The sequence below is a fragment of the Aureibacter tunicatorum genome (assembly GCF_036492635.1).
Taxonomy (GTDB): domain Bacteria; phylum Bacteroidota; class Bacteroidia; order Cytophagales; family Cyclobacteriaceae; genus Aureibacter; species Aureibacter tunicatorum.
Genome location: NZ_AP025305.1, coordinates 246,438 through 266,782 on the forward strand (window position 1 = coordinate 246,438; position 20,345 = coordinate 266,782).

The following is a 20,345-nucleotide window of genomic DNA, read 5'->3' on the forward strand; positions in this document are numbered from 1 at the left end:
GTTTGCGAATGTTTGTAATAGAAATTGAGAGAAAGTTCATTATCTCGGTTTTTTGTGTTAATTAGATTAATTTTTAAAGCAATGCTAAAGCCTTTCAGACTCCAAAAAAAATATACTGATAAAGAACTTGCCTCGCTAAAGTTCTTGAGCAAGGTAAGTTTATTCAATTCCTTGACTTATAAGGAGATGGAAGCATTTCTTCCTTTTTTGTATTCGAGAGATTATATTGAAAATGAAGCGATTTTTTTCAGAAACGACCCAAGCAATGGCTTGTATATAGTAAAAGAGGGAGAAGTGAGTTTGAGCTATGAAATAGGCGGAGAGCTTGAAGAGGTTCAGACGGTTTCGTCTCATAAAGCTTTTGGCGACAATGCATTGTTGGGTAAAGCAAAGCGCATCTATAATGCTGTTGTGAAAAGCAAAGGGGGGGCTGTAGTAATTGTGATTCCCAAAGTCAATATATTGAGGGTATTTGAAAAGCATCCAAAGATCGAGGCTAAAATGATGAAAAGCCTGTGTTCCGAGTATAATGATTATACTTACAAGCTATTTGATGCTTATAAAAAGACTTATGGCTTTTTTAATTTAAAGGAAGTCTATCAAGGTTCTGAAAAGTGACTTTGATCACAAGCCAAACAAAGATGATATTTATTCATTATTAATGTAATGGGTCAAACTTAAATATCATGCGTAGCTATATCTTTATTTTTTTTATCTGTTTGGGTTTTATGTCTTGCACTTCGTCAAGCAAGAAAGTGAGTGATAAGTCTCCAAAGTCTGACTTGGAAGGTTTTGCTGAAAAGACAATAGTAAAGGAGGAGCGATTGGTAAACTTCACTTCTGTAAATAGTCAAGATTTATTCAGGTTAAGTGTTGGGAAGAATGATTTATTGAGAGCGACAGTTTCCTTTGATGTGCTTAATAAAGAAGGCAAAATTATTTATCATGATGAATTTGACGCTATCGAATTAGTCGACAGACAAGTTTTGAATGAACAAGAGCCATCCGAAGAGGAAAGAATTGCTTATATCAATGGTCGTTTGATGTCTTTTTTCGCCGATAGCCACTTTTTGAGACCAGCCATATCTACGACGATGAGTTTTAATCCTGAAATCGATGTGAAAAAATATTGGCAAACGATTAAAGAGGAAAAAGCGATAGGATTTATTTATAAGATTGGTTTGTCCACTGAGAAATATATCGCATTTGATCGAAACGAGGGGAAAGTAGTTGTATATAAAGAATTGAAATGAGATGCTTGAAGTATGCTTCAAGCATCAATTTATTTGATAATAGTGTTTTTAAGATACGATTCTCTGGTTTCTGGATAATCAATCATATAATGAAGTCCGCGACTCTCATTTCTTCGAAGAGCAGAATTGATAATCATATAGGCGATGGCTGTGCAATTTCTTAATTCGATAAGATCAGCATTGATTTTAGTTCTTTTATAATAGTCTTCCACTTCATCATGCAACATTGTGATTCTACGATAAGCCCTGTTGAGTTGTTTTTTAGATCTGATAATTCCGACATAATTTGACATGACTTCTCTGATCTGAGCGAGGTTGTGCCTTATTAAAGTCCACTCTTCTTCATCGGTAACGCCGTCCTCTTTCCATTCTGGAATAATAACGCCTTCGTAGTTTTTGCGGGATTTTTTGATCATCTTTTCCGCAGCCCTATGGCTGAAAACCAAAGCTTCCAACAAGCTATTGCTTGCTAATCGGTTAGCTCCATGTACTCCTGTGTGAGCGACTTCTCCTGTGGCGTAAAGATTTTGCATTGAGGTCAAGCCGTCAAGATTCGTCATGATGCCACCGCAAACATAATGAGCTGCTGGCACAACAGGGATAAGGTCTTTGGTGATATCCAGATTCATTTCATGGAGGCAGTACATGTATATATTAGGGAATCTTTCTGAAGTATCATCCAGATGAGTCATGTCAAGGTATACGCATTCATCGCCTAAGCTTTTGATTTCGGCGTCAATGGCTCTGGCTACGATATCTCTCGGGGCTAGCTCCTGTCTCTCGTCATATTTCTTCATAAAGAGCTCGCCTTTGGAGTTGCGAAGTTTCCCTCCGTGGCCTCTCAATGCTTCTGAAATCAGGAATGTTTTGCCTTCTGTGTTATATAATGATGTTGGGTGAAATTGAATGAACTCCATATTGGCTATCCTCACCCCTGCTCGGTATGCCATTGCGATGCCATCTCCTGTTGCTATTTCAGGGTTTGTGGTATGCTTGAATACTCTTGAGGCTCCTCCTGAGGCTAGTAAAGTATAGTCGGATTTGAAAGCGCTGACTTTTCCCGTTTTTTTATTCAATACATAAGTGCCAAAGCAGATATTGAAATTAGCGCTTAAGTTGCCAAGAACGTGGTGTTCGGTGATTAACTCTACTGCTTGGTGGTCTTCAAAGATGACAATGTTAGGGTGGGCTTTTGTTTTTTCAATCAAAGCTCTTTCGATTTCCATGCCTGTAAGATCATCGGCATGTAGAATTCGGTGCATGGAGTGCCCTCCTTCGCGAGCGAGAGAATATGTCCCATCGGCTTTTTTTGTAAATTCAGCTCCAAACTCAATAAGCTCTTTGATTCTTTGAGGGCCCTCTTTGACAAGAACATCTACAGCGTCCTCATGACAAAGCCCTGCGCCAGCGATGAAAGTATCATTCTTATGAAGTTCAAAACTGTCTTCATTTTCAGTGACAGCTGCGATTCCTCCTTGAGCGTATCGAGTGTTCGATTCTTTGGCTTTGTCTTTTGTTACTATATGCACTTTACCATATTCAGCAACTTTAAGGGCGAATGTTAGCCCTGCTACACCACTTCCGATTACCAAGAAATTCGAATTGATCGTGTTCATGAATTGAGTTTGAGTTTGAGGTCTTGACATATATAACGGGTTGCCATGATGGAGACCGTTTGATGAATGCCCGATAGCCTTCTCAGCATTCAGTACTGCAATTTACAAATACTGTTCATTATTTTTTAGCAAAGAATAAACTATCCTCAATAAGTAAAGAAGAGTATTTGATTTTTTATAAGTGTCCGATAAATTCTCATATCCTCAAATCAGTGATGAAGAATGCATTGCGGCTGGCAAATATTTTAAGGCTCTTCATTATTATTCTAATAATAGAAACAATTAAATGTTAATTTTAACTAAATAAGTACATTGTGTAGTGGATATTCGAATTTTTAGATTTTGTTAAGGGTTGTTAAATTCTTGAAAAGATAAAAATTAGATATTTGATTCATGTTTTTTTAACTCAATATTAATCCTGTGTGTTAAAATTATATTTATTGCACGAAATGAGGCAATATAGTATGTTAAAATGGTAATTTATGTTATGAAAATGATCTTATAAGTATATAATTTGCTTAAACATTGAGTTTTGATAATCTCGATTTTTATGAACAATGTGTTTTTTTATAAGAAATTGTTTTTATCGAAGTTCATTGGATGGAATTATTTATGTGAAAATATAAAGTGTTTTCTCAATTTTCTAACCCAAAATCAAACAAAATGGAACAAAAATTACGCATGCTTTTGATGCTATGCATGGCAGTGTTTTTTAGCGCTGCAGCATGGGCTCAAGAGCGCACGATCACAGGTAGAGTTACCGAAGCTTCAGGCGAAGGTGCTATCGGTGTAAACGTTGTTGTTAAAGGTACCACAACAGGTACTGCTACTGACTTTGATGGTAATTACTCTCTTACTATCGGAGATGACGCTAAAATCCTAGTTTTTTCTGGAATTGGTTATGTTTCTCAAGATGTAGAAATTGGAAACAAGTCTACAGTTGATGTGGAAATTGCAGCTGATGTTAAGCAGTTGGATGAAGTAGTTGTAACAGCTTTAGGTATCTCTAGAGAGAAAAAAGCACTAGGTATCGCTGTTCAGGAAGTTGACGGAAGTAAACTGAGCACAGTTAAATCGGCTAATGCTGTAAGTAACTTGTCAGGTCAAATTGCCGGTGTATCTATTAAGAACTCTCCTTCAATGGGTGGATCTTCAAATGTTGTGATACGTGGTGCTATATCTTTGCAAGGAGATAATCAGCCATTATTCGTTATCGATGGTGTGCCGATTTCAAACAGTAACTTTAATAACTCTGAAGTTGCTCGTGGTGGCGGTGGTGTTGACTACGGTAACGCTGCGCAGGATATTAACCCTGATGACATTGAGTCGGTATCAGTATTGAAAGGTGCTTCTGCTACTGCTCTTTATGGATCAAGAGGTGCTAATGGTGTTATCTTGATAACAACTAAAAAAGGTACGAAAAGAAAAGGTATTGGTGTTTCTATTAATTCAAACTTGACAATTAACAAGATCAATGAAGCTACTATGCCAAAGTATCAAAATCAGTACGGTGCTGGTTACGGAGATTACTGGCATGAAGAAGATTTAGATGGTGACGGTGTTGCTGAAACTAAATTTGTTAACTTTGGAGATGATGCTTCATGGGGACCTGCTTTTGATCCTAGCTTGAATGTTGTACACTGGGATGGAGTTTCAAAAACTGGAGAAGTTCTTGAAACAAGACCATGGGTAGCTTCTGAAAATGGACCAGAAAAATTCTTCAAAACTGGTAGAGTTTGGACTCACAATATTGCTTTGAATGGTGGAAATGAAGACGCTTCTTTCAGACTTTCATTTACTAATAGAGATGAAAAAGGAACTATGCCTAATTCATATTTGTTGAGAAACAATGTCTCATTCAATGGTAGCTATAACTTTACTGATAAATTAACTGCAGCAGTTTCATTTAATTACTATAATCAAAAAGGTAGAGGTCGTCAAGGTACAGGATACGACTGGAGAAACTCAAGATCCTTCATGGCTTCAGCTGCAATGTGGGGACAGACAAACATTGATTATGAAAGGTTGAAAAACTATACGTATGAAGATGGGTCTCAAAGAACTTGGAACAGATACTCGGCTACAAATCCGACTCCAGCATACTGGGATAACCCTTACTGGATGCAGTATAGAAACTACAATACTGATGAAAGAAATCGTGTGTATGGTAATGTAATGTTGAATTACAAAGCAACAGATTGGTTGACAATTACTGCTAGAGGTGGTGTTGATACTTACACTGATTTGAGAGAAGAAAGAATAGCTAAAGGTAGTTACGCAATCTCTGATTATACTGTAGAGAGAAGAAATGTTTCAGAGGAAAACTATGACTTGTACGCTACATTCAACAAGCGTTTTGCTGATGATAAAATATCTCTTACAGCATTAGTTGGTACTAACTTAAGAAAGAATAGATATTCAAGATTTGGCGCTAGCACTGTTAATGGACTAGTTTATGATGGAATTTACTCAATTGAGAACTCAGTAACTCCAAGTGTTGGTATTTCGGATGAATTTACACCAAAAAATGTGTTTGGTACATTTGCTAACTTCTCTGTTGGTTATAATGATATGATTTTCTTGGAGTCAGCGGTTAGAAGAGATGTTTCTTCGGCTATTCCAGGGGAATCGTTTACTTATCCTTCAGTGAGTACTAGTTTTATCTTTACTGAATTGCCTGCATTGCAAAATTCAAGCGTTCTTTCATTTGGTAAGATTAGAGCTTCTTATGCAGAAGTTGGTAACGATACAGATCCTTATAAAACAGATTTGTATCTTTTTAATTCTCCTTACAATGGACAATTTACTAGCTACAATCCTAATGAATTGGCTAATAATAATTTAGAGCCAGAAAGACAATTGTCTTGGGAGATTGGTACTGAGTTGCATTTCTGGAATAGAAGAGTTTCATTGGATGCCGCTTACTATGAGTCAGACAATATTAATCAAATTATTGCTGGTAGAGTATCAAACTTCTCAGGTTTCCGTGATGCTGTTGTTAATGCAGGGAAAATTTCTAACAAGGGTTATGAGTTGACATTAGGTGTAGTGCCTGTGAAAGGTGATTTCACATGGAGAATGGATATCAACTATGCGAAAAACGTAAATGAGGTTGTGGATCTAGGTCCTTCTGAGAAGTTTGTTTTAGATAGCTATTACGTTGAAATTGCTGCAGTTGAAGGTCAACCGCTTGGAGCTATATTAGCTACAAACTATGTTTATGACGATAACGGAAACAAAATTGTAGGCGAGGATGGATTCTACAAAAGAACATCTGAAAAAGAAGTTGTAGGTTCGGCTGCTCCAGACTGGACAGGTGGTGTTCGTAATACTTTCTCTTACAAAGGTTTTACATTGTCAGCGCTTATTGATGCTTCAATTGGAGGAGAGATGTTCTCGCTTACTAAGTATTGGGGTAGAGGAACAGGTGTATTGGAAGAAACAGTATTTACTAACGATCTAGGAAATCCAGTAAGAAACCCTGTAACGGATGATGCAACTTCAGGTGGATGGATTTTGGATGGAGTTAAAGAAGATGGAACTCCTAATACTACTAGAGTACACATGGGATGGAATGGTGGAATGCACTACAACAAATTGCCGGAAGTATCAGCTGTTGAAGACGCTTCATGGGTTAAGTTGAGAGAGCTTTCATTGTCATATAATTTCCCTAAGCAAATTATTGACAAGACTCCATTTACTAATATTTCATTAGCAGTTGTTGGATCTAATTTAGCAATATTGCATAGAAATGCTGAGCATTTTGATCCTGAAGCAACTTATTCTACAGGCGGTGTTCAAGGTCTTGATATTGGTACTTTGCCAACTTCAAGAAGCTACGGATTTAATGTAAAACTAGGTTTCTAATAATTTGAATTTGAGAAAAATGAAATATAAAATAAATATAAGAAAGGCCTTGCTTCTGTCCGCAGTGGGTATAGGTCTAACCTTCAGTTCTTGTACTGATGACTTTGAACAGTTGAATACAAATCCAAAGTCTCCAAAAGAGTTGGCTGCTGAAGACACAAAGTACCAATTGGCGAATGTTCAGTATAACTATGCATTTCAATATTTGCAAATCAGCAGAGTTGATAATCCATCAAATGTTTTGGTTCAGCACTTGACTCAAACTACATATGTGGATGTGAGTCAGTACAACTTTGCTTCTAATGCTGGAGATCAGTTTTATACTAATTGGATAAGAAAGGCAAATGACTTGCAATCGATCATTAGCAACGCTGAGTTGAATAAAGAAAGCTTATCTGCGGGGCAATATGGTTATATTAAAGGTATTGCTTTAGCTCATTTCGTATTTGGAATGCAAAATGTGACAGATCATTTTGGGCCAATTCCTTATACTAATGCATTTAGAGCAATTGACGGGACTGAGTTCTTTTCTCCATCTTATGATTCTCAAGAATTAGTATACGATAATTTGTTGAGCGATATCAACGAGGCTATTACTTTGTTGACAGCTGCAAACGAGGAAGGTGTTAACATGTACGAGAGCTCTGATAGAATATACGGCGGAAGTGCATCATCTTGGTTGAAGTTTGCGAATTCTATGAAAATTAGAGTTGCAGCTAGAATGCTTGACATTAAAGAATCTGCGGCATTAACTGCAATTGAAGAGGCTGCTGCAGCTGGAGCTATCGCTTCTAATGCTGATAATGCGGACTTCCCGTTTGGAGATGATAATTATCAGCCGATTGCTGATGAGCATAGAAATAGAACGGATTATGTTGTTTCTGAGACAATGATTGATAGATTGATCGAATTGTCTGACCCTCGTCTATCAGCATATGCTTCACCTAATAATGCTGGAGATTATGTTGGTGGTGTAAATGGAACAACAAACTCAGCTGATGAAACATCTACTGTAGCTGCTAATTTGAAAAGTGATCCTTCATTCCCTGCTACTTTTATTCAGTATGCTGAAGTTGAATTTATTTTAGCGGAAGTTGCTGCAAGAAAAGGAGATGCTGCTACAGCTAAAGCTCACTACGACAAAGCTATCGAGGCTTCGATGAATAAGTGGGGAATTACTGATGCTGCTGCAATTGCTGACTATATTGCTTCTGAAGGTGTTGCATGGGATGGAACTGGTAACTACAAGGAAGCTATTGGTGAGCAGAAGTGGTTGGCATTATACATGCAGTCACATGAAGCTTGGGCTGAGTATAGAAGACTTGACTATCCAATGTTAGAAAGAGCGGTTGGAGCTACTGTTGATGTTCCTGTTAGAATTTTCTATCCTTCAAATGAGTCTACGGCAAATGCTGTAAATTATGCTGAAGGAGTTCAGATGCTTAATGGAGCTGATGATTCACAAACTAAATTATGGTGGGATGTTAACTAACCCATCTGTTTAATAATATTAAAACCAGCTTCGGCTGGTTTTTTTATTTCCATATTTTTAGTCTTATCTAAAAATATTTTTTGCATAAACAAAATTTAATTTTTAGGTTTGTGTCATAAATTGGAAATGATACGGACTATGAAAAAAATCTTACTCTTCTTTTGTTTTATTTTGGCTATGACGAATGCCATGAGCCAATCCATATCGGGTAGAGTGGTTTCAAATAATGAAGCGGTGCCATTCGCTTCTTTGCAGATAAAAAACACCAATCTAGGAGTGGCTTCTGACGAAGATGGCCGCTTTAGCTTCGAAAAGCTTCAATCAGGCCAATACACGGTGCAATGCCAAGCAGTGGGCTTTAAATCAAAAAGTATTGATATCAACCTAACTAATGATGAAAATGCAGAGCTTACGATTGAGTTGAATGCGGATTTATTAAATCTGGAGGAAGTAGTTGTAAGCGGTACGAGAACCAGCGTGGTCAGAAAAGAATCACCTGTGATCGTTACTGTCACTGATGAAAAGATATTCAATGCTGTGCAAGCGGTTAGTTTGTCGGAAGGACTGTCTTTTCAGCCGGGCTTGAGAATGGAGACTAATTGCTCGAATTGCGGATTTAGTCAAGTGAGAATTAATGGTTTGGAAGGAGCTTATAGTCAGATTCTGATTGATAGCAGACCAGTTTTTAGCGCTTTGAACAGCATATATGGACTTGAACAGATACCATCCAATATGGTGGATAGGATTGAGGTGATAAGAGGGGGTGGTTCCGCGCTATATGGATCCAATGCTATCGCGGGAACTATTAATGTAATCACTAAAGACCCAGTGGACAATACATTTCAAATTGGAATGAATAGCGCCTTGGTGAATGGCAGTTCCATGGATAATATGTTGAATGCTAATGGATCAATTGTCAGCGATGATGGCATGAGCGGAATGTCTTTGTTTGGGATGACAAGGGAAAGACAAGAGTATGATCATAATGACGATGGATTTTCAGAAATTCCAATGATCAATAATTTGACATTTGGAATGAAAGGTTTTCATAGATTCTCAGAGTTGGAGAAGATGACAATAGAGTTTCATACGACTAGAGAGCATAGAAGAGGTGGAGATAGTTTGAATTTACCTGCGCATGAATCAAATATTGCGGAGGAATTAAGATCTACGATTTACGGAGGAGGCGCTTCTTATGAGAGATTTTCTAGAGACAGGAAGAATTATTATTCAGTATATGCCTCTGTGCAAAATACGGATATGAAGAATTATTATGGAGCCGGCAAAGATCCGGATGGCTATGGCCGTACATTTGACAATACATTTGTCACTGGAGGACAGTTTACCAGAACTATGGATAAATTTGCCGGTGGAGAAGGAACTTTTACAGGTGGTGTGGAGTACAAGTCGGATGTGATGTCAGACAGCAAGCCGGGCTATGGAATTTCGATAGAGCAGGATTTGAGAATGCTGGGAGTTTATGCTCAACAAGAATGGAAGCCGGTGGATAGACTGAAGCTATTGTTTGGGTTGAGGTATGATTATAATAACCTGACGGAGGAAAATATCTTAAACCCTCGTTTTAATTTTATGTATGATCTTACGCCGGATTTGCAGTTTAGAGCTTCATACGCAAGAGGTTATAGAGCTCCTCAAGTGTTTACTGACGATGTGCATGCTGAATTGATTTCAGGCGAAGTAAGAGTGATACGTTTGGGCCCAGATTTAGAATCGGAATTGTCCAATAGCTATTTAGCTTCATTCGACTGGAACAAATCATCAGGTTTGTCCCAATACGGCTTGACATTAGAAGGTTTCTTCACAAGGTTGAATAATCCATTCATTTTGGAAGGTGTCGAAGATGATAATTTTCCTGATCAACAAATTCTTGAAAAAAGAAATGGAGATGGAGCAAGCGTATATGGCTTGAATATCGAGGCTAAATATGCCTATACTCAGAAATTGCAACTGCAGGGAGGTTTTACAGTTCAGCGAAGCCTTTATGACAATGAAGTCGTTTGGACAAGTTCTGAAGACTCAGAGGTGATAAAGAACACGTCATCAAAAAGGTTTCTTCGCACGCCGGATGTATATGCCAATATGGTTATTTCATATTATCCTGTTGAAAAATTCGGAATATCAAATTCAGCGGTTTTCACGGGCTCTATGCTTGTGCCTTTGGCAGAGAGAGATGATGAGTTTATTCAAAGAGCCGATCAGTTTGTGAATACCAAAGAATTTTTTGAGTGGAATATAAAGTTTGACTATGACCTGGATATTTCCGATCAATATTGTATTCAATTCAATGCGGGGGTTCAGAATATTTTGAACAGTTATCAATCGGATATAGACCCAGGAGAGAATAGAGACGCAAGTTATGTGTATGGTCCTGGGAGACCGAGAACTTTCTTTGTTGGAGTTAAAATTGGGAATGCCTTTTAATTTTTAATATCTATCTTTTATCATGGACTTGCAGTTTTATTAATTGAGACTGTAAGTCCCTGTGATTGGAAAGTGGTCAGAGTATGTAATGTCTCTATGCACCTTGAAACTGTGGTTTTTAAAAAAAGCATTGTCGAAGAATTGATTGTCAATGCGTAGAAAGAACAAATCGCTGTTGTAGGTAAAACCAAAGCCCATTCCTTTTCTTTCGAAACTGTTTTCGAATAATTTTCTAAAGGTCAGGTAATTGAACGTGTATGGGATGTCATTGAAGTCTCCGCAAATTATCACGGGATAAGGAGATGTTGCCGCGTGAGTACTGATAGCTTTAGCTTGTTTGGATCTCATGATTATTCCTGATTTTAACTTGCGATAGGTTTCACCAAGAGAGTTTTTGATTTTGCTTCTTTGGGTCAGATTCTCTTGCTTGATGGAGTTGGAAAAAAGATGAACATTGTAAATCCTAATTGTATCCGCATCCATTAGAATATCAGTAAAAATGCATCCGTTGGCATTTTTATTTTCGTTTAATACGATCTCTCCCTGAGCGATGATGGGGTATTTGCTGAAAGTGACTACCCCGTTTGTGTGCTTTTTTGTTTGGTTGCTGTTTGAAGATTTGATGTATCCTTGAGCTTTGAGTTGTTCGTCTATATTTTTATCTGGATTTTTATTAGAGCTTACATATTCTTGAAAGCATTTTATTGGAGAGTCTTCTTCAATGATCCACTTTTTCATGTTTTCAGAAAATACCATTTTGCCTTCTTCGTTTATTTCTCTGACGTTTCTTAAGTTATAGCTCAAGATGCTGAAACCTTCTGTTTCTTGTTTGTTCCATTCAAATGTAAACGTTAGATAGGGTATGCCGATAATGATTGAGATTAATGAGGCGGATCTTATTTTTGACGAGAAAATAAATGACAGGGCTAGCCAAACAAGGTGGAAAACTAATATGATTGGAATAGAGTAGGATATAATTCCTGCCGGCCAAAATGCGTAAGGAGGAATTAGCGCGCTAGCATAACATAAGCATGAGCAAATAGTAATAGCAAGAGATAAAGTAGTGAATTTGGAGAATTTTGTTTTAGTCAAATTCATTCTGTTGTGAAAGAATAAGGTTATGGTAATTTGAACGAGCTTAAAATAGCCAATCAGTTGGCTAAATTTACATTTTATAATTGATTTTGCATCAATATTTGTTCTAATGAAACATTGTGTCCAAATTTCAAGTAAAAATGATCAAATTACTTAACTTTGCATTAATAACCATTTAGATAATCGGATATGACAACGGTATTATTAGGGATAGGATTGATAGGCTTGTTTTTTGTGTTAATGTCTGTGAGACTGATATTTATAAAAAATGGTCAGTTCAAAGGCACTTGCGCTTCGCAGAGTCCTTTTTTAAACAAGGAAGGCGAGAAATGCGGCTATTGCGGTAAAGAGCCTGAGCATTGCAAAAACAAGAAAACCAACCTTGGCGAAGTAGAAAAAGTGCTTGCGAAGTTTGAAAAAAACTAGTCTTTTTATAAAAATAGAAAAAATTAGTTTCATTTATTTTATATTTTTGGTTGATGATTTCGGACTTTCGATTTCATAATCTGCTTAATAATATTATTTTAGTTATTTTTTGGTTAAATTCGGTTTGGATCTTTTGTTAAATAGATGACATTAATAAAATCAATATCGGGTATCAGAGGTACCATAGGTGGCGGTGTAGGTGAATCCTTGACGCCTCTTGATATAGTGAAGTTCGCTTCGGCATATGGCACTTGGTTGGCTAGGAAGACGGATAACAAAAAAGTGGTGATAGGTAGAGACGCAAGGCCTTCAGGTGAAATGGTCTCAAGCCTAGTGACATCCACTTTGATAGGTTTGGGATTTGAAGTGATTGATTTGGGATTGTCTACGACTCCGACGGTGGAAGTTGCTGTTCCTGATGAAAATGCCTCAGGAGGAATTATCTTGACCGCGAGCCATAATCCAGTTCAGTGGAATGCTCTGAAGCTCCTTAATGAAAAAGGGGAGTTTATTTCAGCTGAGGATGGAAGTGAATTGATCAAAATTGCTGAAGAGGAGGACTTTGAATTCAGTCCTGTCAAGTCTCTAGGTTCATACCGAAAGGATGATACTTATATTGACAAACATATTGAAAAAATATTGGCGTTGCCATTGGTGGATGTTGAGGCTATTAAAGAAAGAGATTTCAAAGTAGCTATTGATTGTGTCAACTCTTCCGGTGGGATAGCTTTGCCAAAGTTATTGAAAGCATTGGGCGTTGAGCAAGTAGGAGAGTTTTTCTGTGAGCCTACTGGTTTATTCCCTCATAACCCAGAGCCATTGCCGGAGAATTTAATTCAATTCTCCAATGAAGTGGATAACGGGCATTACGATTTAGGTATTGTAGTGGACCCTGATGTGGACAGGTTGGCTTTGATCAATGAGGATGGGACTCCTTTCGGAGAAGAGTATACTCTAGTCGCTGTTGCGGATTATGTATTGGCAAACACTCCTGGCAATACCTCATCCAACCTTTCATCAACAAGAGCATTAAGAGACGTTACAGAAAAGTACGGTTGCGAATATTCTGCTTCTGCTGTTGGAGAAGTTAATGTTGTGACTAAAATGAAAGAAACGAATGCTGTGATTGGAGGCGAAGGAAATGGAGGCGTGATTTATCCTGCTTTGCACTACGGAAGAGATGCGATGGTGGGTATCGCTTTATTCTTGTCTCATCTGGCTAAATTCGGCAAGTCGATTTCTTTCTTGAGATCTAAGTACCCTAACTATCATATCTCAAAGAATAAGATTGAATTAACGCCTGATTTGGATGTGGACATGATATTGGAGCGTATTAAAAACAAGTATGCATCTAATCCAATAATTGATATCGATGGCGTGAAAATAGAGTTTGACAAAAGTTGGGTGCATCTAAGAAAGTCAAACACAGAGCCTATTATAAGAATATATTCAGAGTCTGATTCAGAGGCTACTGCTGATCATTTGGCTAATAAGATAATACAGGATATTAAAGAAGTTTTGACTGAGAAAGTTTGAGCTTAAAGTATAAGATATAGTTGAAAAGCCGGTCATAAGTTTATTTTGATCGGTTTTTTTATGAGCAATTAAAAAAGTGCGGGCATAAAAAAAGCCGCCATATAGGCAGCTTTTAAATTTTGTGACCTCGTTAGGATTCAAACCTAAAACCTCTTGAGCCGTAATCAAGTGCTCTATTCAGTTGAGCTACGAGGCCATCGCAATGCGCAAAGATCTTATTATTGTATAATTAGTGACCTCGTTAGGATTCAAACCTAAAACCTCTTGAGCCGTAATCAAGTGCTCTATTCAGTTGAGCTACGAGGCCATTGCGTAATTGCGGATGCAAATATAGTCTTATTTTTTGTAAGAACAAATTATTCGATCATTTTTTGATTGCTTGGATGATAATGATTGAAAAATTTTTATAGAAAATATTCAACTTATTTTGATAGCCTGATTTTTTATTTCAATTCTTTTAACAAAACTAATCCTCTGATATTTAGGGCTACATAAGCAAAAAATATTATCTTTGCATATTCTATCACTTTTAGCGTATATAATTTTTGATATGAAAAGAATTTTCTTAGCGATAGCATTGGTGCTTTCATTAGTAACGTTTGGCTTTGGACAAGACGTAGAAGGGACGAGTGAAAAAACCATAAACGAAAAACTAGGAATGCCCAACTTGCCGGGAGACTTTTTAGTTGAGTTTGGTTGGAATTTTATAAACAATAAGCCTTCTGATTTTAATTATGATTTTTGGAATTCAAGATCATTTAATGTCGCTTATCTTTATGAAATTCCCCTAGCAGGCAAATCCTCAAAGTTTTCTTTCCACCCAGGTTTAGCCATAAGTGTTGAAAGTTTGGGAATGGGAACTAATCAGACTTTAGGACTGAATTCTGGTGGGGATACAGAGTTTATCAGCATTTCCGGATCGGACTATGGTTCTGTGAGAAAGTCGCTTGTAAGAGCAACGTATTTGGATATACCTTTGGAGTTTAGGTACAGCACAAGAGGTTATAACAATCCAAAGGGTTTTAAAGTAGCTGTTGGTGGTAAATTTGGTTATTTGGTTGGAGCTAAAACGAAGATCAAGCATAATCAAGACGGACAGACAAAAATTGAGAAGAAAAAGGAGAGGTTTAATATCAGCGAATTTAGATACGGGATTTACGGCAGAGTAGGTTTTGGTTGGATAAATGTCTTCTATTATCAAAATCTTAACTCATTCTTTGATACTGGAAAAGTAGTAGGAGGCACGGACATGAGTACTTCAGAAGTAGGATTAAGCTTCTCATTGTTCTAATCATTAGAACATATTATAAAATATTAGGCAACAATTCTTGAGATTGTTGCTTTTTTTATCTTTGTTAATTTTTCTTATGCTAGGGAAATTATATTAACTTAGCAGCTATAATTGCAGACTAATTGAGTTGTGATATCGGGATTTGGCGTATATTATTTTGATAAAGCGCTGTTTCTGACACAATGCTTCTAAATAAAAAAACATGGGATATCATAAAATAGACAAGACTGATAGAAAAATCTTGAATATTCTCCAGAAGAGTGCCAAGATTACTAATGCTCAGCTTTCAAAAGAAATAGGCTTGTCTCCCGCGCCAACATTGGAGAGAGTAAAGAAGTTGGAGCAAACAGGTATTATCAAGAGCTATCATGCCCAGCTTGATCCTGCTAAGATAGGTTTGGGAGTGAGCACTTTTGTGTTGGTGACTTTGGCGGGTCACAATAAAGAGAATATTGATAAGTTCTTGGATAACATCAATCAGATAGAGGAGGTGATAGAATGCCATCATATCACGGGCTCTGGAGATTTTATATTGAAAGTCATAGCAAAGGATATTGCGAGTTATCAGCAAGTGATGCTTGAAAAGGTAAGCGATATATCGGTGGTTGATAATTTATCGTCAATGGTTGTGCTTTCAACGTTAAAGGATAGCAAAGCTTTGCCAATTCCTGAATAAAATATATTGCAAAGGAGCGCTGACTTGATAAATATACAGGTAACAGGGCTCCTTTTTTCCTTCCTAGTTTTCAGATTCATCCAAAAATCATAATTTAGCGAAAGTTTAACTATAAGCTCCTCAATGATGAATCAGATCAATAATCAAATCTTAAGCCAAGTACAGAGCGAACAAAAAATTAGAAGAATTTCTTATCAAATTCTCGAGAGCAATTTTGAGGAGGAAGAGATTTTTATCGCTGGAATAGATGGAACTGGCTATGCTTTTGCAGAGCTATTGACACAAGCTTTGTCAAGCATCACAAGCAAGGATATCAAATTGGTGAAAATCAGCATAGATAAGAAGAACCCTATAGATAGTCAAATTATCATCGATGAAAAGGTTGAGTCGATGAAAGGAAAAGTGTTGATAGTAGCGGATGATGTGCTAAATTCTGGCAAGACGCTTTTGCATAGCTTGAAGCCTTTTCTAGAGATTCCATTGAAGAAAATCGAAATAGCTGTGTTGGTCAATAGAAGTCACACAAGATTCCCAGTTGCCCCAGCATATAGTGGCTTGGAACTTTCGACTACTATGAGCGAACATATAGAAGTGGAGATTAAAGACGGAAAAGCGGTGGCTTATCTGCATTAATATATTTTTTACAAGCGAAAGTCAACTTTATCTGCATTGACCGGTTTAAGGCAATAAGGTATTGATGGTTAGTAGCGAATAAACTTTTAAAAGTATCATGTCTGTTCATAAGAAAGAAGTAAAGAGAAAGGTAACAACGCATAGGTTGAAGGAAATGAAAGCCGCAGGGGAGAAAATCAGCATGCTTACAGCTTACGACTTCTCAATGGCTAGAATTTTGGATAATGCGGGAATAGATGTTTTATTAGTGGGAGATTCTGCGTCAAATGTTATGGCTGGACATGAGACTACTTTGCCGATTACATTGGATCAGATGATTTACCATGCGTGTTCGGTAGTGAAGGGTGTTGACAGGGCATTGATTGTTGTTGATATTCCTTTTGGTTCATATCAGGGAGATTCTAGAGAGGCCTTGAAATCAGCCATAAGAATTATGAAGGAATCGGGAGCTCATGCGGTAAAAGTAGAAGGTGGCGAGGATATTATAGGTTCTGTGGATAGAATATTAAGCGCAGGAATTCCTGTCATGGGACATTTAGGTTTGACTCCTCAATCGATTTATAAGTTTGGAACTTATTCTGTCAGAGCGAAAGAAGAAGAGGAAGCTGACAAGTTGATAAGCGATGCGAAGTTATTGGAAGAAGCAGGTTGTTTTGCATTGGTTTTGGAGAAAATTCCTGCAGACTTGGCAAAAAAAGTAGCGGAGTCTATTAGCATTCCTGTGATTGGTATCGGAGCAGGTTCTGATTGCGACGGACAAGTTTTAGTGGTTCATGACATGTTGGGTATCAATAATGAATTCAAACCAAGGTTTTTAAGAAAGTATGCTAATTTGCATGAGGTTATGACACATGCTGTGAGCAATTATATAGAGGATGTGAAAACAGGAAACTTTCCTTCAGATACTGAGAGTTATTAAAGGGTCTTGTTTGTTGCTAAGATATTAGAGCCGATGAATGCGTTTTCATCGGTTTTTTTATGATCAGGATAGAAGTGTGTTGGAATGTTTAGAAAGTTATATCAAAAGAATGTTGTGGCTCCATTGAAAGGAGTATTGAAGAAAGGCGCTAGTCCTCATCAAATGGCTTTGTCTTTGACTTTGGGAGCTATCATAGGTTTGTCTCCCTTGATTGGTTTGACAACTATTGTCTGTTCATTGCTTTGTTTGTTGTTAGGGTTAAATATTATCAGCGCTAATGTTTCAAATTTTTTAGTATATCCTATTCAACTAATTGTTTTTATGCCTTTCATGTATTGGGGTGGGAAGATCATGGGTGTTGATCTTGAAGGCATAGACGCTGACCTATTAGCCAGTATGATACTTTCCGATACGATGACTTTTTTGAGGAGCTTTGGAAAAGCCTTTGTTGGAGCTCTATTAATTTGGCTTGTTGCATCTATTCCATTTGCCTTGATATGTTACTTGACTATGAAATATTTGATGTTGAAGGTGGGAAAAAAGCTTGCGATTTAAATTTTTTGAGTATAAAATTCGACAATTCTCCTTATTCCTGTTAAAATATTATTATATTCTTATTTAACGTGGTTTAATAATCTTAAAATGTTTAATTTTTGATAACTATTACCCATAAACAAACATTTTACGATGAAAAGATTTTTACTTGTCATAGCCGTAATTGCTATGACTTTGTCAGGCTTGCGCGCGCAACGCATTTCTGGTGGTGGATACAGTTACCATTCTTCTCCTTTGAGTAAGGTAAGTATATTCATGAACGGAGGGATAAGCCAATATCAAGGGGAGGTTTCAAGTTTTTATGGATCAAATCAGTCGCTTAGCCCTATGATTGGTTTTGGATTAGGTTATAATATTAACAACCGTTGGAAGATTAGAGGAGAAGGCAATTATTACACGATTCAAGTTGATGATATTCAAGATAATATGCAGCTGGATAGTATGTTGAATGTTGGTTTTTGGTCTAGAAATTTAGAAGGCTTATTGATGTTGGAGTGGGTTGTTTTTGATGGAATACAAAAAAACAAAGCTTCCAAGTATTTTGATTTAAGAATATTTGCAGGATTTGGCTTGCAGTTTTCAGACACGAATACCTCAGACAGACAAAATCGTTTGGATTATCAAAGAAGAGATGGCGAGCTATATGAGGGGATGGCTAATAGAATCGCGCCGATTATACCTGTTGGGGCGAATATTACCTACCATATCACTGATCAAATCTCGATTGCATTGGAAACAAGCTTTAGGTATTTGCTAGATGATTATGCTGATGGTTATAGCATTGAAAATTCAGAGATGGATTATTTCTTAATGTCAAATTTGCAATTGACTTATAGGTTTTGGTCACAGAAAGGAAGCTCTTACATGTATAACAAATATATAAAGAAGAATCGTAGGTAATATTTATTGGTTGTCTATTTAATAACAAAAGCCCAAGGTTTAATCTCTGAACTTTGGGCTTTTTTATGATTTAATATTCAACGGTTATGCCATGATATTTTTCTTGGTGCTCATAATCTTTTCTTAGTGGGTGGCCTTCCCAATCATTCGGTAATAATATTCTTCTTAGATCAGGATGTCCTTCAAAATATATTCCGAGCAAGTCAAATGCTTCCCTTTCGTGCCAAAGAGCTGTCTTCCAAATGTGACTGACAGTTTGAACTGTTGGCTTTTCAATATCCCGATCCAGTTTTACTTTGATCATTAGATGGATATCAAACGGAATGGAGTAAAGGTTGTAGATAACCTCTAGCGAATTTTCTTTTGGTCCATTGTCCAGTCCTGTTAGAGAAGATAAACTGTCAAAATAAGTTCTTTCATCTCTATACAGAAAATCGCATAGCTCTATTAAAAACTCTTCATGGATTTCAATGCAAATGGGGTGAGAGTTTTCACTGATATCGATTATTTTATCATCACCAAACGTTTCTTTGATGATATTTATGATCGTTTCTGTTTGTTCGTTCATAATGCTTAATCAATGTCTTTAGAAAGAAGTTTTTCAATAGCCTTAGGAGCCATTAGCGTTTCTTTGCGGATTTTTTCTTGAAGTTTGATGAAACCGCCGATTAAGGCTTCAGGTCTAGGGGGACATCCAGGGACATATACATCAACAGGAATAATTCTATCCACTCCTTTTACAACATGGTAGCCATGTTCCCAGTAAGGTCCGCCACAATTGGAACATGACCCCATTGAAATTACGTATCTTGGCTCTGGCATTTGCTCATAAAGTCTTCTTACCCTGTCGGCCATTTTAAATGTAACCGTTCCCGCGACGATCATGACATCGGATTGTCTTGGGGAAGGTCTTGGTATAACGCCTATTCTATCCAAGTCGTAACCTGAAGCATAGGTGGCCATCATTTCAATTGCGCAACATGCTAGTCCGAATCCCATTGGCCATAATGAGGAGAGTCTGGCCCAATTGATTAGGTCGTCGACTTTGGTGATAATGACACCTCCTTGGTTGAATTTCTGATCTAGCAATCCCATGATTAATGATTTTGATGTAATGATAGCTTATTTCAATGTTTCGCTATAAGCTAAGCCGATTTCGAATACTTTTTGTTTAAGTTCTCATACAGTTGTTGAGGAACAGGAGAATTAGTTTCAGGAAGACTGATATCAGGCTTTTCCCATTCCAAAAACCCTTTTGCCCATGCGTATGCCAGTCCTAGAATTAGTATGAAAATAAAAGTGAACATTTCAGCGATGGAAAACCATGCCCAAAGACCATTGGTCTCTGTGATTAATTCTTCCCTGCCAAATACCACTGCCCAAGGAAATATAAAGACAATTTCCACATCGAATAAGATGAACAGTATAGCAACAATGTAAAACCTCATGTTGAATTTTCCCCAAGCACCTTGCACAGGGTCCTCTCCACACTCATACGTTGTGAGCTTTTCTTCGTTCGGTCTGTTTGGCCTAAGCATAAAGGCTGTAAACAAGCCTCCAAGGGCGAAGACTATGCTTCCAATAATATATAAGAGTATTTCTCCAAAAGTTGATATTTGTTCCATTTGAAGCGATTTGTTTATT

At 37.2% G+C, this 20,345-nt stretch carries 18 protein-coding genes and 2 tRNA genes; 13 read left to right on the forward strand and 7 right to left on the reverse strand.

The genetic code is table 11. The features are described from left to right. Positions 1-81 precede the first annotated feature (81 nt). Positions 82-618: a Crp/Fnr family transcriptional regulator gene (locus AABK36_RS00890; RefSeq protein ID WP_309937131.1), complete on the forward strand. Its 537-nt coding sequence runs from the start codon at positions 82-84 to the stop codon at positions 616-618. Positions 619-686: 68 nt separating this feature from the next. Beyond that, the gene (locus AABK36_RS00895) at positions 687-1,253 is read left to right on the forward strand and encodes a hypothetical protein (RefSeq protein ID WP_309937132.1); all 567 of its coding nucleotides are present in this window, start codon (positions 687-689) and stop codon (positions 1,251-1,253) included. A gap of 29 nt (positions 1,254-1,282) precedes the next feature. Here the strand turns inward: AABK36_RS00895 and nadB are convergent, their stop codons facing one another. Continuing rightward, a complete protein-coding gene (nadB, locus tag AABK36_RS00900) occupies positions 1,283-2,869 on the reverse strand; it encodes an L-aspartate oxidase (RefSeq protein WP_309937133.1) in 1,587 nt (528 codons plus the stop codon). A 663-nt stretch (positions 2,870-3,532) separates the two neighbouring features. Here nadB and AABK36_RS00905 point away from each other — a divergent pair. From AABK36_RS00905 to AABK36_RS00915, 3 genes are all read left to right on the forward strand, one after another. After that, positions 3,533-6,736 carry a SusC/RagA family TonB-linked outer membrane protein gene (locus tag AABK36_RS00905; protein WP_309937134.1) on the forward strand — a complete coding sequence of 1,068 codons (3,204 nt, stop codon included), beginning with the start codon at positions 3,533-3,535 and terminating at the stop codon, positions 6,734-6,736. Between the two features lie 19 nt (positions 6,737-6,755). Next, a complete protein-coding gene (locus AABK36_RS00910; protein ID WP_309937135.1) occupies positions 6,756-8,228 on the forward strand; it encodes a SusD/RagB family nutrient-binding outer membrane lipoprotein in 1,473 nt (490 codons plus the stop codon). A 138-nt stretch (positions 8,229-8,366) separates the two neighbouring features. Beyond that, positions 8,367-10,670, forward strand: coding sequence for a TonB-dependent receptor (locus AABK36_RS00915; protein ID WP_309937136.1), 2,304 nt, complete (start codon positions 8,367-8,369; stop codon positions 10,668-10,670). Between the two features lie 39 nt (positions 10,671-10,709). Here AABK36_RS00915 and AABK36_RS00920 read toward each other — a convergent pair whose 3' ends face one another. After that, on the reverse strand, positions 10,710-11,768 hold the full coding sequence (locus AABK36_RS00920; RefSeq protein ID WP_309937137.1) for an endonuclease/exonuclease/phosphatase family protein: 1,059 nt from the start codon (positions 11,766-11,768) through the stop codon (positions 10,710-10,712). 186 nt (positions 11,769-11,954) lie between these two features. Here AABK36_RS00920 and AABK36_RS00925 point away from each other — a divergent pair, with 186 nt between their 5' ends. Continuing rightward, a complete protein-coding gene (locus AABK36_RS00925; RefSeq protein WP_309937138.1) occupies positions 11,955-12,191 on the forward strand; it encodes a hypothetical protein in 237 nt (78 codons plus the stop codon). A gap of 144 nt (positions 12,192-12,335) precedes the next feature. After that, a complete protein-coding gene (gene glmM, locus AABK36_RS00930) occupies positions 12,336-13,727 on the forward strand; it encodes a phosphoglucosamine mutase (protein ID WP_309937139.1) in 1,392 nt (463 codons plus the stop codon). A gap of 122 nt (positions 13,728-13,849) precedes the next feature. Here glmM and AABK36_RS00935 read toward each other — a convergent pair. Next, a tRNA-Arg gene (locus AABK36_RS00935) sits at positions 13,850-13,923 on the reverse strand. A 37-nt stretch (positions 13,924-13,960) separates the two neighbouring features. Beyond that, a tRNA-Arg gene (locus AABK36_RS00940) sits at positions 13,961-14,034 on the reverse strand. A 243-nt stretch (positions 14,035-14,277) separates the two neighbouring features. Here AABK36_RS00940 and AABK36_RS00945 point away from each other — a divergent pair. The 6 genes from AABK36_RS00945 (at position 14,278) to AABK36_RS00970 (ending at position 18,701) form a co-directional block, all read left to right on the forward strand. After that, positions 14,278-15,018 (forward strand): outer membrane beta-barrel protein, encoded by a 741-nt coding sequence (locus tag AABK36_RS00945; RefSeq protein ID WP_309937140.1) that lies wholly within the window; start codon positions 14,278-14,280, stop codon positions 15,016-15,018. A gap of 202 nt (positions 15,019-15,220) precedes the next feature. After that, positions 15,221-15,694: an Lrp/AsnC family transcriptional regulator gene (locus AABK36_RS00950; protein ID WP_309937141.1), complete on the forward strand. Its 474-nt coding sequence runs from the start codon at positions 15,221-15,223 to the stop codon at positions 15,692-15,694. Between the two features lie 123 nt (positions 15,695-15,817). After that, positions 15,818-16,327 (forward strand): phosphoribosyltransferase family protein, encoded by a 510-nt coding sequence (locus AABK36_RS00955; protein ID WP_309937143.1) that lies wholly within the window; start codon positions 15,818-15,820, stop codon positions 16,325-16,327. A 97-nt stretch (positions 16,328-16,424) separates the two neighbouring features. Continuing rightward, positions 16,425-17,246: a 3-methyl-2-oxobutanoate hydroxymethyltransferase gene (panB, locus tag AABK36_RS00960; RefSeq protein ID WP_309937144.1), complete on the forward strand. Its 822-nt coding sequence runs from the start codon at positions 16,425-16,427 to the stop codon at positions 17,244-17,246. An 84-nt stretch (positions 17,247-17,330) separates the two neighbouring features. After that, positions 17,331-17,801: a DUF2062 domain-containing protein gene (locus tag AABK36_RS00965; RefSeq protein ID WP_309937145.1), complete on the forward strand. Its 471-nt coding sequence runs from the start codon at positions 17,331-17,333 to the stop codon at positions 17,799-17,801. Between the two features lie 132 nt (positions 17,802-17,933). Then, a complete protein-coding gene (locus tag AABK36_RS00970; protein ID WP_309937146.1) occupies positions 17,934-18,701 on the forward strand; it encodes a hypothetical protein in 768 nt (255 codons plus the stop codon). A 70-nt stretch (positions 18,702-18,771) separates the two neighbouring features. Here AABK36_RS00970 and AABK36_RS00975 read toward each other — a convergent pair whose 3' ends face one another. From AABK36_RS00975 to AABK36_RS00985, 3 genes are read right to left on the reverse strand one after another with little or no spacing between them, the layout of a single operon-like run. Further along, positions 18,772-19,269, reverse strand: a complete 498-nt coding sequence (locus AABK36_RS00975) for an NADH-quinone oxidoreductase subunit C (RefSeq protein WP_309937147.1) — start codon at positions 19,267-19,269, stop codon at positions 18,772-18,774. Positions 19,270-19,274: 5 nt separating this feature from the next. Next, the gene (gene nuoB / locus AABK36_RS00980; protein WP_309937148.1) at positions 19,275-19,796 is read right to left on the reverse strand and encodes an NADH-quinone oxidoreductase subunit NuoB; all 522 of its coding nucleotides are present in this window, start codon (positions 19,794-19,796) and stop codon (positions 19,275-19,277) included. Between the two features lie 50 nt (positions 19,797-19,846). Then, entirely contained in the window at positions 19,847-20,326 is a 480-nt protein-coding gene (locus AABK36_RS00985) for an NADH-quinone oxidoreductase subunit A (protein WP_309937149.1), read from the reverse strand. Positions 20,327-20,345: the final 19 nt, after the last annotated feature.